The sequence below is a fragment of the Janthinobacterium sp. PSPC3-1 genome, from assembly GCF_049896105.1.
Taxonomy (GTDB): Bacteria; Pseudomonadota; Gammaproteobacteria; order Burkholderiales; family Burkholderiaceae_D; genus Janthinobacterium.
In genome coordinates this window covers 1-16,708 of record NZ_JAFCTQ010000039.1, presented here as the reverse complement: position 1 = coordinate 16,708, position 16,708 = coordinate 1, and the positions used below count along the sequence as shown (strand labels likewise).

The 16,708-nt window shown below is 58.5% G+C and carries 10 protein-coding genes and 1 pseudogene; 8 read left to right on the top strand and 3 right to left on the bottom strand.

All coding sequences use genetic code 11. The annotated features are described in order from the left end of the window. Nucleotides 1–8 precede the first annotated feature (8 nt). From ACP7B7_RS26555 to ACP7B7_RS26540, 4 genes are read left to right on the top strand one after another with little or no spacing between them, the layout of a single operon-like run. On the top strand, nucleotides 9–1,643 hold the full coding sequence (locus ACP7B7_RS26555; protein ID WP_308921191.1) for a GMC family oxidoreductase: 1,635 nt from the start codon (nucleotides 9–11) through the stop codon (nucleotides 1,641–1,643). Further along, nucleotides 1,640–3,040, top strand: coding sequence for a c-type cytochrome (locus ACP7B7_RS26550; protein ID WP_426078689.1), 1,401 nt, complete (start codon nucleotides 1,640–1,642; stop codon nucleotides 3,038–3,040). Before ACP7B7_RS26555 ends, ACP7B7_RS26550 begins: the two co-directional genes overlap by 4 nt. After that, on the top strand, nucleotides 3,037–4,629 hold the full coding sequence (locus tag ACP7B7_RS26545) for a methyl-accepting chemotaxis protein (RefSeq protein WP_426078688.1): 1,593 nt from the start codon (nucleotides 3,037–3,039) through the stop codon (nucleotides 4,627–4,629). Before ACP7B7_RS26550 ends, ACP7B7_RS26545 begins: the two co-directional genes overlap by 4 nt. A gap of 9 nt (nucleotides 4,630–4,638) precedes the next feature. Continuing rightward, nucleotides 4,639–4,779, top strand: a complete 141-nt coding sequence (locus ACP7B7_RS26540; protein WP_426078687.1) for a hypothetical protein — start codon at nucleotides 4,639–4,641, stop codon at nucleotides 4,777–4,779. 9 nt (nucleotides 4,780–4,788) lie between these two features. Here ACP7B7_RS26540 and ACP7B7_RS26535 read toward each other — a convergent pair whose 3' ends face one another. Further along, entirely contained in the window at nucleotides 4,789–7,761 is a 2,973-nt protein-coding gene (locus ACP7B7_RS26535) for a Tn3 family transposase (protein ID WP_314632330.1), read from the bottom strand. 751 nt (nucleotides 7,762–8,512) lie between these two features. Here ACP7B7_RS26535 and ACP7B7_RS26530 point away from each other — a divergent pair. From ACP7B7_RS26530 to ACP7B7_RS26515, 4 genes are all read left to right on the top strand, one after another. Then, on the top strand, nucleotides 8,513–9,862 hold the full coding sequence (locus tag ACP7B7_RS26530; protein WP_314632331.1) for a TolC family protein: 1,350 nt from the start codon (nucleotides 8,513–8,515) through the stop codon (nucleotides 9,860–9,862). Next, the gene (locus ACP7B7_RS26525; protein ID WP_308925938.1) at nucleotides 9,859–11,430 is read left to right on the top strand and encodes an efflux RND transporter periplasmic adaptor subunit; all 1,572 of its coding nucleotides are present in this window, start codon (nucleotides 9,859–9,861) and stop codon (nucleotides 11,428–11,430) included. The genes ACP7B7_RS26530 and ACP7B7_RS26525 overlap by 4 nt, the downstream gene beginning before the upstream one ends. Further along, on the top strand, nucleotides 11,427–14,582 hold the full coding sequence (locus tag ACP7B7_RS26520; RefSeq protein ID WP_426078686.1) for an efflux RND transporter permease subunit: 3,156 nt from the start codon (nucleotides 11,427–11,429) through the stop codon (nucleotides 14,580–14,582). Before ACP7B7_RS26525 ends, ACP7B7_RS26520 begins: the two co-directional genes overlap by 4 nt. A 423-nt stretch (nucleotides 14,583–15,005) precedes the next feature. Then, nucleotides 15,006–15,263 (top strand): hypothetical protein, encoded by a 258-nt coding sequence (locus ACP7B7_RS26515; protein ID WP_426078685.1) that lies wholly within the window; start codon nucleotides 15,006–15,008, stop codon nucleotides 15,261–15,263. A gap of 161 nt (nucleotides 15,264–15,424) precedes the next feature. Here the strand turns inward: ACP7B7_RS26515 and ACP7B7_RS26510 are convergent, their stop codons facing one another. Together ACP7B7_RS26510 and ACP7B7_RS26505 are read right to left on the bottom strand one after the other, a co-directional pair. Beyond that, nucleotides 15,425–15,829 (bottom strand): flagellar basal body rod protein FlgB, encoded by a 405-nt coding sequence (locus tag ACP7B7_RS26510; RefSeq protein WP_426078704.1) that lies wholly within the window; start codon nucleotides 15,827–15,829, stop codon nucleotides 15,425–15,427. Nucleotides 15,830–16,060: 231 nt separating this feature from the next. Next, a pseudogene (locus tag ACP7B7_RS26505) lies at nucleotides 16,061–16,708 on the bottom strand (hypothetical protein); the annotation flags it as partial.

The following is a 16,708-nucleotide window of genomic DNA, read 5'->3' as shown; positions in this document are numbered from 1 at the left end:
TCAAGAATATGTCCAAATTAACAAGCGCCGACGTGGTTATCGTCGGCACCGGCGTGGTCGGCGTGGCGATTGCCGAGCAGCTGCTCGACGCCGGCCTGCAAGTGCTGATGCTCGAAGCGGGCCCGCGCGTGACGCGCGCCGAAATCGTCGAGAATTTCCGCAACCTGCCGCTGGCCCTGAAGGGCGACCCCTCGTCCTGCTATCCGCCGGCCCCATGGGCGCCGCACCCGATGCCGTCCAGCGATACGGCGGAAGAGTCGTATCTGCAACTGAGCGGCCCCGACCGCTACGCCCAGACCTTTATCCGCTACGCGGGTGGTTCCACCTGGCACTGGGCCGGCACCTGCTGGCGGTTGACGCCGGCGGACATGCAGCTGCGCACGCGCTATGGCGTGGGCCGCGACTGGGCCTTCGATTATGCGACGCTGGAGCCGTATTACGCGCGCACCGAATACCTGCTGGGCATCTGCGGCCCGTCGGACCCGGCCGAACAATGGCCGCCGCTGCGCTCGAAGCCGTATCCGATGCCGCCGCTGCCGTTCGGCCCCGGCGAGCAGCGCTTTACCGAGGTGGTGAAAACCCTCGGCTACCACAATATCCCGACGGCCCAGGCGCGCAACAGCGGCATGCCGTATGACGACAGGCCAGCCTGCTGCGCCAACAACAACTGCGTGCCGGTCTGCCCGGTGGGCGCCAAATACGACGCGGCCACGGCGCTGGCGCGCCTGGAAGCGAAGGGCGCGACCATTACGGCCAATGCCGTCGTGTACAAGGTGGAGACCACGGCCGGCAACAAGATCGAAGCCGTCAATTATTTCGACGAGCACAAGCAGAGCCACCGCATCACGGGCAAACTCTTCGTGCTGGCCTGCAATGGCATCGAAACGGCCAAGCTGCTCTTGATGTCGGCCAATCCGCGCAACCCGAACGGCCTGGCCAACAGCTCCGACCAGGTGGGCCGCAACATGATGGATCATCCGCAGCTGACCATGACCCTGACCCTGGCCGAGCCGTACTGGGCCGGCGTGGGTCCGGTGGTCAACAGCGGGATCATGGAAACCTCGCAGGGCGATTTCCGCTCGGAACACGCGGGCGCCTATTTCCGCTTCAATAATTTTGCCCGCAACCGTTTCGTCACCTTCAATGCCCTGAAACAAGGGCTGGTCGGCAAGTCGCTGGATGCGGAAATTCGCCGCATGACGGCCTGCACGGCCGATATCGTGCTGGCCCACGAGGTATTGCCGCAGGCCGACAACCGCTTGACCCTGTCGAACAAGAAAGACTGGCTGGGCCTGCCCAAGCCGGCCATCCACTATGACGTCGGCGACTACACGCGCAAGGCGGCGGAAGTCTATTCCTTGCCGATCGGCAAGCGCATCGCCGAAGCGATGGGCGCCACGGACATCAAGATCAGCCCGAAATTTGCCCAAAGCAAGCACATCATGGGTGGCACCATCATGGGCCTCGATGCGGCTGATTCCGTGGTCGACGCCGATTGCCGCGCCTACGACCACGACAATCTGTTCCTGCCCGGTGGCGGCGCCATGGCCAGCACGGCCTGCGGCAACAGCACCATCACCATGGTGTCGCTGGGCCTGAAGGCGGCCGATGCCATCGTGCGCCAACTGCGGGGTGCGGCATGACCACCTTGAAAAAACTGTGTTTTCTGGCAGCGACCAGCCTGCTGGCACTGCAGGCCAGCGCGGCGGCCTTTTCGCCGGCGCTGATCGAACAGGGCCGCTACCTGGCCACGGCCTCGGACTGCATTGCCTGTCATAGCGTGCACAATGGCACGCCGATGGCGGGCGGGCTGCGCATGGCGTCGCCGGTGGGCGAGATCGTGTCGACCAATATCACGCCGTCCAAACAGTTCGGCATAGGGAACTATACCGAGCAGCAATTTGCCGACGCCTTGCGCAAGGGCATCCGCGCCGATGGCGCGCCGCTGTATCCGGCCATGCCGTACACGGCGTACGCCATCATGAGCGACGCCGACGTGCATGCCTTGTACGCCTACTTTATGCAGGGCGTAGAGCCAGTTGATAAGGCAACTACGACGACCAGCCTGCCATTCCCGATGAATATCCGTTCCTCGATGCATGTGTGGAATGCGCTGTTCCTCAACGACAAGCCGTTGACGCCGGAACCGGCCCGTTCGGAACAATGGCAGCGCGGGCGCTACCTGGCCGAAGGCGCGGCCCACTGCAGCACCTGCCATACGCCACGCGGCGTGCTGATGCAGGAGAAAGCGGGCGAGTTCCTCGGCGGCGCGCAAGTGGGCAGCTGGTATGCGCCGAATATCACCTCGCACGCCACGGCCGGCATCGGCGGCTGGACCGAAGCGGAACTGGTGCAATACCTGCGCACCGGCCGCATCGCCGGCAAGGCGCAGGCGGCGGGCAGCATGGCCGAAGCGATCAGTTTCAGCTTCAGCAAGATGACGGACGGCGACCTGCAGGCGATCGCCACCTATATCAAGAGCGTGCCGCCGGTCGACAGTGGCGAAAAAGCCGCGCGTTTCGGCCAGGGTCAGCCCGGCCATGCGCTGGACCAGCTGCGCGGCGTCGGCTACAAGACCGCCATGCAGGGCCAGCTGCAAGGCGCCCAGCTGTTTTCGGCCAACTGCGCGTCCTGCCACGGCGCCAGCGCGCAAGGCACGAAGGATAGTTACTACCCGAGCCTGTTCCACAACTCGGCCACGGTGAACACCAGCAATCTGCTGGCGACCATTTTGCTGGGGGTGGATCGCAAGACGCAGGAGGGCCACGTCTTTATGCCGCCGTTCGGCAAGCAGGCCAACGCGCTGAACAGCCTGTCCAATGACGAGATCGCCTCGCTGGCCAACTATGTCCAGGTGCAATATGGCGCCGGTGCGGACGCGGCCACCGTCAAGGCGAGTGACGTGGAAGTCATCCGCCAGGGTGGCCCGGCATCGCACCTGTTGCTGCTGGCGCGCCTGGGCATGGCCGCGGGGTTGCTGGCCGTTATCGCCATCGTTGTTTTGATCGTGCGCCGCCGTCGCCGGAAAGTATCAGCATGAAAATCGCCAACCTGAAGATCGGCACCCGCCTGGGCGCCGCGTTCGCCATCGTGCTGTGCATGCTGGTAGGCGTGGCGGCCCTCGGCATCAGCCGCATGGCCATGCTGCAGGGGGAAATCGACTATATCACCAGGGCCAGCAATGTCGAGGCCAATGCGGCCACCGCCATGCGCTTTGGCGTCTCGAACCGCATGCTGGCCCTGCGCAACCTGGTGCTGTTGCAGGAAAAAGCCGATATCGATGCCGAGGCGGCCCTGTTTGACGAGCACGCCAGGCGCTACGCGACGGCGGAAAAAGCCTTGCGGGACGCATTTGCGCAATTCGGCGTGACCGACGAAGAAAGCCAGGCCCTGGCCCGCGTAGGCGCAGCCAGCGAGGCGGCCGCGCCCGTCATGCAAAAGGTGATTGCGCTGGGCCAGGCCAATGACAACGAGCAGGCGACCCGCGTGCTGTTCCAGGAGCTCAAACCCTTGCAGGTCCGCTGGAGCAAGGAACTGATGGCCCTGGTCGCCATCAAGACGCGGCTGAACGAGGAAGCCAGCGTGCTGTCCGCCCGGTCTTATCTGTTCGCCCGCAACCTGACGGTGGGCCTGGCGACGCTGGCCGTGCTGTTCGGCGCCGGCATCGCCTGGTTTATCACGCGCAGCGTGACGGTACCGATCCACCGCGCGGTGGCCATCGCCCGTACCGTGGCCGCCGGCGACCTGACCAGCCGCATCGAGGTCGGCGGCACCGATGAAACGGGCCAGCTGCTGGCGGCCCTGCGCAGCATGAATGACGGCTTGCAGGAGATTGTCGGCCAGGTGCGCTCGGGTACCGACCTGATGGCCACGGCCAGCGTGCAGATCGCGGCCGGCAACCTGGACCTGTCGTCGCGCACGGAAGAGCAGGCCAGTTCGCTGGAAGAGACGGCCTCGTCGATGGAAGAGCTGACCGGCACCGTGCGCCAGAACGCCGACAATGCGCGCCAGGCCAACAGCCTGGCCTTGTCGGCTTCGACTGTCGCCAGCCGTGGCGGCGCGGTGGTGGCGCAGGTGGTCGAGACCATGGGCGCCATCAATGCCTCGTCGAAAAAGATCGTCGACATTATCGGCGTGATCGACGGCATCGCCTTCCAGACCAATATCCTGGCCCTGAACGCGGCCGTGGAAGCGGCGCGCGCGGGCGAGCAGGGCAGGGGCTTTGCCGTGGTCGCCACCGAAGTGCGCAACCTGGCCCAGCGCTCCAGCCAGGCCGCGAAGGAAATCAAGGAACTGATCACCGCCTCGGTCGAACAGGCCGACAGCGGCGCCAGACTGGTCGACACGGCCGGTGCCACCATGATGGAAGTGGTCGACAGCGTGCGCCGCGTGTCCGACATCATCGCCGAAATCACGGCCGCCAGCGGCGAACAGACGGTGGGCATCGAGCAGATCAACCAGGCCATCGTGCAGATGGACAGCGTGACCCAGCAGAATGCGGCGCTGGTCGAGCAATCGGCCGCCGCTGCCGCCTCGCTGCAGGCGCAGGCGGGCCAGCTAGCCGAGGTGGTGGGCAAATTCGTACTGAATCGCAATGCCTTGGCGCCAGCTCAACTTTTATTGAAGTAAACAACAACCATGCATCCACAACAAATCAATCGCCGGCTGGTCCTGAAGGCGGCCGGCCTGGGCGCCGTCATGCTGTCCGGCATCGCCGGCCCCTTGCTGCTGTCGGAGGGCCGGCCGGGATTGCGGATTTTTCCGCAAAAAGAAGTCTAACCAATTGATTTATTTAGTAAATTCGACTTTGTAATTCATCGGGGCCACCTCGCGCTCAAGGTCCAGCATGTATTCGCCGAACCGGTTGATGTGCCCTTTACGATATGGCGCTAAGCCGCGAAGCACCTCCTCCGTTAGCACATATCCTTTGGCTTGTATTGCCTTGAGGAGCCGCGTCATCGCATGGACATTGTGCAGGATGACCATGTTCGCAACGAGCTGGTTGTACTTGATAACCTTGCGTTGTTCGTGCCGAACGTTTTCGGCAATGATGCCTTCGCCCCCAAAAAACAGCCATTTGATGAAGCCGTTGAATTCCTCGCTCTTGTTGGTTGCGGCATGTATGGTACGACGCAGTTCCGCGTCATTGATGTACTTGAGCAGGAACATGGTCCGATGTACCCTGCCGAGCTCGCGGAACGCGTAGTAGAGCTTGTTCTTGCGGCTAGCCGTGCCTAGGCGGCGCAGGATCGTCGATGGCGCGATCTTGCCCGCTTTAATGGAAATGACGACGCGCAGCATGTCCTTCAGATGGCGCGCGATCAGTTCCCAATCGATCGATCCACGGAACAAGCTGCCGATATTGTCATACTGGTCGGCCTTGTCCGCCTTGAAGAACACCAGATCTTTGATATTGCGGATGCGCGGCATCAGGTCGATACCCAGCAGCGAGGCCAGGCCAAACACAGGCGTGCTTTGGGCCTGCGTATCGCCGTGCAGCGTATCTGGCTGGATATCCGATTGGTTGTTAATCAGGCCATCAAGGATGTAAACCGCCTCATAGACGCCGCATGGAATAAAGTGGCTGAACAACGCGATGTACTTGTCGGACACATGGTAGTAGCCAATGCCCCCGTATCCACCGTAGCGGATATGGTATTCGGAAAGCAGGTTAGCCTCGTAAATATTCCATTTGGTACCGTCGGCCGACGCGCTCTTTCCCGACCCCCAATAACGTGGCAACGCGAAGCGGTTGTATGCATTGATCACCTTGACGATCGCCTTGTCCAGGCGCTGCTCGGTGACATGCTTGAGATTGAGCCAGGCCACCTGCTTGCGGCTCAAGCCCTTGATCGAGCGCGCGGTCTGCGTGGCGCCCAGGTTACAACCATAGCAAAACAACGTCGTGATGAAGCGCTTGCGCGGATCGTCTACTTTGGCCTCGAAGCCGGACAACGGACCAAAGAGTTTATGCAAGTCCAACCATTTTTCAGTCTCGGTCAATACATCAAGGATGCTCACCGGATCCATTTCATTGGTGACCATCTGCTCGATGGCGTTAAGTTCGGGCGGCGGCTTTGGACGCTCCATGCGACGGATCACAATGCCGCTCCCGTCGATATCGGCAAGGCTATTCTCCGGGAAGCGGCTGTCGACGTCGCGCGCCAGGTTGCCCAATTTTTCCCGCAACTGCGCGACAAAAGCCTGTGCCTCTACCGGCAGCCCTACTAGTTCGCCATAGGCTTTAACCTCGCGCTCGTATTCTTCCCATCCCACCAAATGGTTGCGATAATCATCGTAGTCGCCGCTGTGCTCGACGTACAGATCGCCCGACTTGAGTTCATCCATGACTTCCGTCATCACGGCGAGTTCGAAATACTTGCGATGCACACTCGCTGGGGCGTTGGCTGCGACTCGGCCAAAAACCAGCTTGCGCCACTTATCTGACATCCAGTCCAGTGCCAATTCAGGTAGCGCACCTTCTGCCGCTGGCAGTTGTTCCTTGTGGCTGGAGCGATGCTTTTGGATGATGGCGATCGCTGCCAGCAGGCTCTGATCCTGGGAGCTGGATTTCAGGCTGAGCGCTTCGAGGCACTTGAAGAGCAGGCTGCGCTTGCCAACATACCCGACCAGCATGAACGGATAATAGTTATTGCCAGCATACGCCATGTGCTCGTCGCATTCAGTAATCCATGCCGCCAGATCCCCGTCGAGGGATTGCTCGACCCGGGCGACGCGCTCCTCTTCGCTGGCCTCTTCGCTCAGGACGGTCAGCACTTCGCGGAACTGTCCGATCAAACGCTCAATCTGTTCGGCGTGCTGCAGGTGATATTGCCGCAACCGTTCCTCGGCGCCGTTATGCAAACTGCGGATGGTCTTGATGAAGATTTCGGCGATATCGTCCATTGCCTTCTGTAACTGGCTTTGAATCAGCAGCACGATGAGGGTGTGGCGCTTGAGAGGCTTGATCCGCCGCATTTCCGCCACATCCAGGGCACGCGCCTCCAAAACGAGTTGTTCACGCTTGGTTGCGGCGATGGCCTCAGTATTGGGCAGGTCCTGCGCCAGCGCGATCATGGTGTCAATGTGGGCCAAGAAATCCGTCACCGCACGCACATTGGGCTGCTTCGGCTCGCGTTTGAGGCTATCCCATATGCGCAGGTTCTCACCGGCAGAGAGCATGTGTTCAAAACGCTCGACCACGCATGTTGGCAATTCGCTAGCCACGGCCTTATAGATGCCGTCGTTGACGCTGGTGCGGGACTGGCGAGCCAGCCTGAACAAGTAGGTGAATCCAGGCAGTTCCAGGCGACGCTGGACCAACTCCTCAATCAGGACATTGATAATGTCGGGTAGCTCCTGCTTGGTATGGGCAGCCTGCAGGGCCTGATCTTCCAACCAGTATTCATCGGACGAGTCCATCACCCGGATCCCCACATACCCGCGCAGACGGCGCTGGTGTATTGTCTTGCTACCGGATTGATCATATTGTGCCAGTGCCCGTTTGGCCGGAACGCGCAGACCGCTATGTTCGCAGATATGCCGCACCACGATAGCCGGGACGCTCGACAAGGGGACGAAATATCCAAGCCTTTGCAGCAGCATAAGTTGGATCAGCAAAAAAGTACGATGCGATGCTTGGCGATACAGAGTGAAGATATGGTCAATTTGAGCGCGCGAAGGCGTGTAGATCGCCCCGAGCTCCTGCTCAGTGAACTCTTGTTTCAGGCGTGGATAAGCCGTTTCATGAATATTCGTCATTGAAATCAGTCGACACCGGTCCAGTGAAGGAATTGCCGGAAATGGTGCATCGATTGCAAGTTTTTTGTCAAGCAATTAAACGTAAAGCATTCCAATCCGGCGACATATGTCTTTGAGCTTCCCATTATGGTAATGCGTATAGTGATGATACCTGTCATTCGGATCCGTACTTGCTCACGGTCAAGTGCAGCGCAGCAATACCTTGACAGTGGGTTTGATACAACCTAGGCTACGAATACCGTCCATATAGATAGTTTATGAAGACCTCCCGCACAGTGCGATTGTTCACGACTCTTGTCGCGATACTTAGCATGCTGTTCATGCAGCATGCGGTTGCTTCGTACCTGTGCCCTGGCGTACCGATGGGAGGCGGTGGCTCTGTTGTAGCCGCAGGTGTTGGGGCATCTGCGATGCCCGCGATGACAGATTGCGCTGGCATGGACACTGACCAGTCGACGTTGTGTCAAATTTATGCTGTGGGAGATGCATCCAGGCAGTCGCTGGACAAGACACCTGTCGCCGACCACCCATCTTTCGTCCCTGTTGTCCTGCTTTTGACGTTAGCTATTTATGACACTCCCGTAGTGTATTCAGCAAAACCTCCTTTGCTCATTACCTTGGCGAGACCGACGGCACCGCCTATCGCTATCCGCCATTGCTGTTTCCGTATTTGATACTCCAGACTGCCTAGATCGTCATCGCCTTGTCGGATTCGACAAGGCGTTGCTTCCCATCGCATTCTGGAGCTGCCATGTCATTCCCGTACACCGTGCATACGCATGCACGCGTCGTCCGCCTTCACCCATTCATGAAGACGGCGTTAACTCTCGCCCTTACTGTTCCGCTGCTTGCCTTCGTTCATGATGCGCGCGCGGCCCCCCAGCCGGTCACCTTCACCGAGGCGCTGCAGCAGGCTGTCGTCCGCTCGCGCCAACTTCATGCGCAGGACCAGGCCACTGTCGCTGCACATGAAATGGCGGTAGCGGTGGCGCAGCGCCCCGATCCCACTCTCAAGGTCGGCATCGATAATGTGCCCTTAAGTGGCAGCGATCGCTTTAGTTTGAGCGGAGATTTCATGACGATGCGTCGCATCGGCATTTCGCAGGAACTGACGCGCGCCGATAAATTGCGCTGGCGTTCCGCACGTCTTGAGCGCGAAGCCGACAAGGCGCAGGCGCAAAAAGATGTCGCACTCGCCGCGATTCAGCGCGACACGGCGATCTCCTGGCTCAACGTCTACTACATTCGGAAAATGTCAGTTGTTCTGACAGAACAAGTGGTCTTTTCCCGCCAGGAAATTGACGCCGCTACGGCCGCCTATCGGGGCGGGCGTGGCAGCCAGGCCGACGTGCTGGCTGCGCGATCTGCCTTGTTAACCATCGAAGATCGAACCAGCCAGGTCGAGCGCGACCTCAACACGGCAAAAAACATGCTGGTGCGTTGGACCGGCAGCAGCGGCGAACTTGCCGAGGCCAGCATGCCCGACCTGGGCACCATCCCTCTGGATCCGGCCTTGCTCGATACCGAACTGGCGCACCGCCCGCAGATCATGGTGTTGAATCGGCAGGAAGAAGCCGCCCAGGCCGACGTCAATCTGGCACAAGCGAACCGGCGCCCGGACTGGAGTATCGAGTTTGCATTCCAGCAGCGCGGCGCGGCCTATTCGAACATGGTCTCCGTTGGCCTGTCCCTGCCATTGCAGTGGGATCGCAAGAACCGGCAGGACCGCGAGCTAAGCTCCAAACTTGCCTTGGTCGAACAAGCGAGGAGCGAACGCGACGAACTTCTGCGAGAAGATGCCGCCAACATCCGTGCCTTGCTCATCGAATGGAGGAGCGGCCAAGAACGTAGCGAGCGCTACGCGCTCCAGCTGTTGCCCCTTGCCGACGAGCGAAGCCAGGCAGTCCTGGCCTCCTATCGTGGCGGAAAAGCCTCTTTGGCTGAGGTGCTCGCGGCCAGGCGTAACAGTGCGGACATGCACGTTCAGTTGCTGCAGTTGCAGATGAATACAGCCCAGTTCTGGGCACAGCTTCGCTTTCTCTTTCCCGACATCGCAATCACGCAGATTTCCGCAGTACATCGCCAGCAGGAATTCAAATGAACAATAAAAAATTACGCGTCCTGGTACTTGCGGGTGCCCTTGCAGCGGTCGCTTATGCCGGTTACCAGTTTGGCGTACGACAAGCACATGAAGCAGTATCTCCAGGTGACGTCAAGGCAGTATCCGGCAACGCAGCAGGCGCCGCGAGTGCTGCCAACAAGAAACCACTATATTGGCATGACCCCATGGTGCCGGGCCAGAAGTTTGACAAACCCGGCAAGTCACCGTTCATGGATATGCCGCTAGTGCCCGTCTATGCTGCGGGAGATGGTGAGGATAGTAATGTCACGATCAGCCCGCGGGTCCAGCAAAATCTGGGAGTGCGTACAGCACTTGTCACATCAGGAAAGATGTCCGGCGGCTTGGTTGCCGTCGGTAACGTCGCCTATGACGAGCGCGACGTGGCACTGGTGCAGGCGCGCAGCGGTGGATTTGTAGAGCGCTTGTATGCGCGTGCCCTGCTCGATCCGGTGAAAAAGGGGCAACCCTTGGCTGACTTGTATGTCCCTGACTGGATCGCGGCACAAGAAGACTATCTAGCGAGCCGTCGTATGCAAGGCAATGAAACAGCATCCCTGGTCGACGCTGCCCGCCAGCGCATGCGGCTAGTTGGTATGAGTGACGGGCAAATCCGGCTAGTCGAATCGAGTGGAAAGCTCCATCCACGCTTGACAGTCTCAGCACCCATCAACGGTGTGATCGCAGAACTTGGCGCCCGGGAAGGAATGACCGTCTCCGCCGGTGCGCCGCTGTTTCGCATCAATGGGCTCGCGACAGTGTGGGTCAACGCGGAAGTGCCCGAGAGCGTGGCGGCCAAGGTTCGCCCCGGGGACGCCGTCGAAGCGCGGGTACAAGCGCTAGCCGGAAGTATTTTCAAGGGCACGGTGAATGCCATTTTGCCGGAAGTTAATGCCGCGACGCGAACCCTGAAAGCCCGTGTGGAGCTGTCTAACCCCGGCGCTCAGTTGCTGCCCGGCATGTTTGCTACGCTGACCTTCGCGTCAAACAGTGGCGCCGATGTTTTGCAGGTGCCATCGGAAGCAGTCATCCAGACGGGTACACGCAGCGTTGTCATGCTTGCCCAGGAGGGCGGCAAGTTTATGCCCGTCGATGTGGAGGTCGGCAGCGAAGGCAATGGTCTCACCGAAATCCGCAAGGGCCTGTCCGCTGGCCAGAAGGTGGTCGTCTCGGCGCAGTTCCTGGTCGATTCGGAGGCCAGCCTGAAGGGAACCACGACACGCATGAGCGATACGCCATCCCCGAACGCAGACAAGGCCCCCCCGCGCCACCATGGGGTAGGCAAGGTCGAACAGATCGGCAAGGATGAAATCACCATCTCGCATGGCCCTATCACGTCGCTGCAGTGGGGGGCAATGACGATGGGCTTCAAAGTGCCTTCCACGGGCATGCCGCGCAATATCGGTATAGGTGACCGAGTCGCCTTCGACATCAAACAAGGCGAAGATGGCAGCTTTGAGATCGTGGCCATTGCGCCGACCTCCGGTGCGCCGAAACCCGAGAACAAACCCATGGGTGGCATGAAGGCACCTGCGGGAGTGGCAAAATGATCGCAAAACTGATCCGCTGGTCTATCAGCAACCGTTTTCTGGTCTTGTTGGCGACTGTATTCATTACGGCCTGGGGCATATGGTCGCTGGCGCGCACGCCGCTCGATGCCATTCCCGACCTGTCGGACGTGCAGGTTATTATCCGCACCAGCTATCCGGGGCAGGCGCCACAAATCGTAGAGAATCAGGTCACGTATCCACTGACCACCACCATGCTGTCGGTGCCGGGTGCCAAGACAGTGCGCGGATACTCGTTTTTCGGTGACTCCTTCGTCTACATTCTGTTTGAAGACGGTACCGATCCGTACTGGGCGCGTTCACGGGTGTTGGAATATCTGAACCAGGTGCAGTCACGCCTGCCACCGCAGGCAAAAACTGCGCTCGGACCCGATGCGACCGGCGTCGGCTGGGTCTATGAATATGCGCTGGTCGACCGTAGCGGCAAGACCGATTTGTCGCAATTACGCGCCTTGCAGGACTGGTTTCTCAAGTATGAGTTGAAAGCGGTGTCCAACGTCTCGGAAGTGGCCAGCATTGGCGGCATGGTGCGTCAGTACCAGATCGTGCTCGATCCGGACAAGATGCGCGCCTTTAACATCCCGCATGGCAAAATTATCGATGCCGTGCAGAAAGCCAATCAGGAAACTGGCGGCTCCGTGCTGGAATTGGGCGAGGCCGAATACATGGTACGGGCCTCCGGTTATCTGAAGTCGCTGGACGACTTCCGCAAGATTCCCTTGATGACGACTGACGCCGGCGTATCGGTGCGGCTGGGCGATGTTGCGCGCATCCAGATCGGGCCTGAAATGCGGCGCGGGATTGCCGAATTGAATGGTGAGGGCGAAGTTGCTGGCGGCGTGATCATCATGCGTTCCGGGAAAAATGCGCTGGAAACCATCGATGCCGTCAAGGTCAAGCTGGAAAAGCTAAAAGCAAGCCTGCCTCCTGGCGTCGAAATCATTCCTACCTACGACCGGTCGAATCTGATCAAGCGTGCTGTGACCAACCTGAAAGAAAAGCTGATCGAGGAATTCATTGTCGTCGCTGTGGTCTGTGCGCTGTTCCTGTTTCACTTGCGCTCGGCGTTGGTGGCCATCATCACGCTGCCGATCGGCATCCTGATCGCCTTTATCGTCATGTATTATCAGGGAGTCAACGCCAATATCATGTCGCTGGGCGGTATCGCCATTGCCGTCGGCGCCATGGTCGATGCCGCCGTGGTGATGATCGAGAATGCCCATAAGCATATTGAAGTCTGGAATCATGCCCATCCGGGTAAACAGCTGAAGGGCAATGAGCACTGGCGTGTCATTGGCGACGCTGCGGTTGAGGTTGGGCCAGCACTGTTCTTTTCGCTTTTGATCATCGTTCTCTCGTTCATTCCTGTGTTCACTCTGGAAGCGCAGGAGGGGCGCATGTTTTCGCCGCTGGCCTTTACCAAGACGTATGCGATGGCGGCGGCGGCTGGATTGGCGGTGACGTTGATTCCCATTTTAATGGGCTATCTGATCCGAGGCCGGATTCCCGATGAGCAAAAGAATCCCCTCAATCGCTTCCTGATCGCGCTATACCGCCCCCTGCTCGATGTCGTACTGCGTTTTCCAAAGCTGACTTTGCTGGCGGCAGCGCTGGTAGCGGCCATCACGATCTGGCCCATGAGTCGACTCGGCGGCGAATTTATGCCGCCACTGGATGAAGGCGATGTGCTGTACATGCCGTCGGCGTTGCCCGGTCTGTCGGCCGGCAAGGTCGCGCAGTTGTTGCAGCAGACCGACAGGCTGATCAGAACGGTACCTGAGGTACAAAGCGTCTTCGGCAAGGCCGGCCGAGCCGAGAGCGCCACTGATCCGGCGCCGCTGGAAATGTTCGAAACCATGATCCAGTTCAAGCCGCGCGATCAGTGGCGCCCTGGCATGACGCCGGAAAAATTGATACAGGAACTGGATCGCACCGTCAAGGTGCCTGGGCTGTCCAACATCTGGGTGCCGCCGATCCGCAACCGAATTGACATGTTGGCCACCGGCATCAAAAGCCCGGTCGGCGTCAAGGTGGCAGGCGTTAGCTTGCAGGAAATTGACCGCATCACAGGTGAAATAGAACGCGCAGTCAAGAAGGTGCCAGGCGTCTCCTCGGCGCTGGCCGAGCGCCTGAATGGCGGACGGTACATCGACGTCAACATCAATCGCGACGCGGCCGCCCGCTACGGCTTGAATATTGCAGACCTGCAAAGCGTGGTGTCAGCAGCGATCGGCGGCGACAATATCGGTGAAACTGTCGAAGGATTGCAGCGTTTCCCGATTAATGTGCGCTATCCACGCGAGGTGCGCGACTCAGTCGAGAAACTGCGCCAGCTACCGGTGCTGACAGAGCGGGGTGCGCAAATCCGGCTGGGTGATGTCGCCGCGATCCGCATTGACGACGGACCGCCGATGCTCAAGAGTGAGAATGCCCGGCTGTCAGGCTGGGTGTATGTCGATATTCGCGATCGCGACTTGAGTTCGACTGTGTATGACATGAAGCAAGTCGTCGCCCGGGAAGTCAAATTGCCAGCGGGTTACTCCATTGCTTGGTCGGGGCAGTTCGAATATTTAGAACGTGCCACAGAAAAACTCAAAATCGTCGTGCCAGCGACCTTGCTCATTATCTTCGTGCTGCTCTACCTGACCTTCAAGCGCTTTGACGAAGCGGCCTTAATCATGGCAACGCTACCGTTTGCGCTGGCCGGCGGCATTTGGCTACTCTGGTTGCTCGACTATCACCTGTCAGTCGCCGGCGGCGTCGGCTTCATCGCGTTGGCTGGTGTCTCGGCCGAATTCGGCGTCATCATGCTGCTTTATTTGAAGCATGCCTGGGAGGAACGTCTGGTGAATGGTAACGCCAATGAAACCGATCTGCTCGATGCAATTCGTGAAGGTGCGGTCTTGCGCGTGCGCCCCAAGGCAATGACGGTGGCGGTCATTATCGCCGGCCTGTTGCCGATCATGCTGGGCACCGGCACCGGGTCGGAGGTCATGCAACGCATCGCCGCGCCGATGGTTGGCGGCATGATCACCGCACCGCTGTTGTCCATGTTTGTGGTCCCGGCGGTTTATCTGCTGCTACGCCGGCGTCAGATTCGCGCCGCCGCCACGGCAGCAGCAGAGGAGAGTTAGCCTTCATGAGACCGTTTGGCACCTACCGCTCGACTAAGCACTTCGTGTATTTCGCGAGGTGTGCGGTAGTGTTGTCTGGTTTAATCTGGTGCAGCCATGTGCCGGCGTTTCCACGGCAATACGACATGCGTGCATCTGCGGCGATCGTGCAGCCGATGGCCATGCCAAGATGCCAGCCATGCGCCTTCTGCTATATAGGACCACATTTTGCAGTATATAAAGCAAGCGGCGACTATCCGGATCTCGCTGCTACCACTGCAACGCTGCGTTTTTTTTCACACACGGACAGTGCGGCGTTTGCTTCTGATATTTCAGAAGTTCCCGCAGTTGCGCTGCGGCTCTTGTATTGTCGATGGTTGAATTAGCCACTTGACCATGGGGATGACGATACGTACATCAAATTAGTTTATCGAGGAGCTTATCATGAAAAAATTACTAGTTACGCTGGTTTGTATCAGCACCCTTAGCGCTGCATTTCCCGCCTTCGCCGGCCCCGACTGGCAGCTGATTAACCAAGGGCGCAAGGCCAAACAGGCACAAATGATGCAAGGGGCCAATAAAGCCCCGGAAACCGGAATGGATCATCAGATGGGCAAAAAAAAGGATCATCAAATGGATCCGAAAATGCATGAAAAAATGGATCAAATGATGAAGGATTGTCAGGACATGATGAAGAAGTAACGCGGTTTTGAGTACTGGATGCGATCACTACTGCTGGCATATGCAACTGGGAGTGATCGTATCCATTCAGGTACTTCCCCGATCACGCCATGACTTAATCTTTCCGTTGCCTGCGATAGTTGCATTCAGTTGCTACTGTCAGTATTTCCAAGTAGGGATTACTAATATGGTGTATTTTTCAAAAGGTCATCTATTTCCTTGAAGCGTCCCTTGACACGATCAACACTGTATTCATACATGAGGGAATTGTGAGCAAACTGGGCCCGTTCAACATCCATATCAACGGTATTGCCATCAATGCTACCTTGTGCCGGAAGACGAAATTGCAGGGAAACGTCATCTTTTGACTTTCCTGTTTTTAAGGCCTTTTCAATGTCGATATCCACCGCCACATATCCAGGCGTATCGGCATTCGCAATATTGGAGGCGAGCAGTTCTTGACGGTATGCCCGCAGTCCGAGCGCACGCTCATTGATACTCGGCTGCTGCCAAATCTTAGCAGCGGTCAAATTCAATGGAAGATCAAACGGTGTGTGTTGAATAGATGCCACTGGAGGCAAGGCCATCACCACTTTTGGCGTCGATCCAAGTGCATTAGCTAACGTGGCAGAAAACACTTGCCCTGCCTTCATGCCTTCCATGCTGGTGCTACCCTTAACAATGACCCCGATAGGTGCCTGGGTCGATGCAATTTTAATCATGGATTCCTACCTCATTGACATTCGACTTCTGACGTTTCTGAGAGCTGGCCGGATGATAGCGTAACTACCCTGTTCGGTTTGCGGATCAAACGCGTCTCAATCGTGATGGGAACTAGCTTTCGTCGCGATAGAGCTGATTTCATCAGCAGTGCGCTCGTCGTCCAAACTATAAACAGGTGCAAAACCACCTCCAGGGGTGCGAAAGTTGGTGGTTTGCCCCTGATACATCCTGGCTGCGGTCCACTGCACCTTTCCGTCATAAACATAGATTCGAAGGTCGAATTTCAGCGAGCTAGGATTATCGGTGGAGCCGATCGAGCGCTCACCGGGTGTGACGAGGGCCTGAGCGACATAGTCGCCAGCCAGAATGTCCTGCCATACCCGTTTGGTGATTTTTTCTCCACGGTACGCGGCTCGCCCCCCGTAACCTGCAACAGGTTTAAAAAAAAGCTTGCGGCGCTCTGTCCACAAGCGATCCGCATCGGAGGCTGTCACAATCTGCGTCCGAGGTATACTCTTGAGCAGAATATCTTGCACGGCTGGGGCTACGCCAAGTGCTACGAGTTCTTGCGTATCCGATAGCAGAACCAGATTTGCTTTATTTGCATACAGGGCATGCGCTTGGGGGTGGGGTGTTAGCACGATCGCGCTTTCTAGATACGCCGACCGCAATGGGAGACACTGGGGCGACTCAAGCATGAAATCGGTCAGCCGGTTATAGACCAAGTCGATAGCAAGATCCCC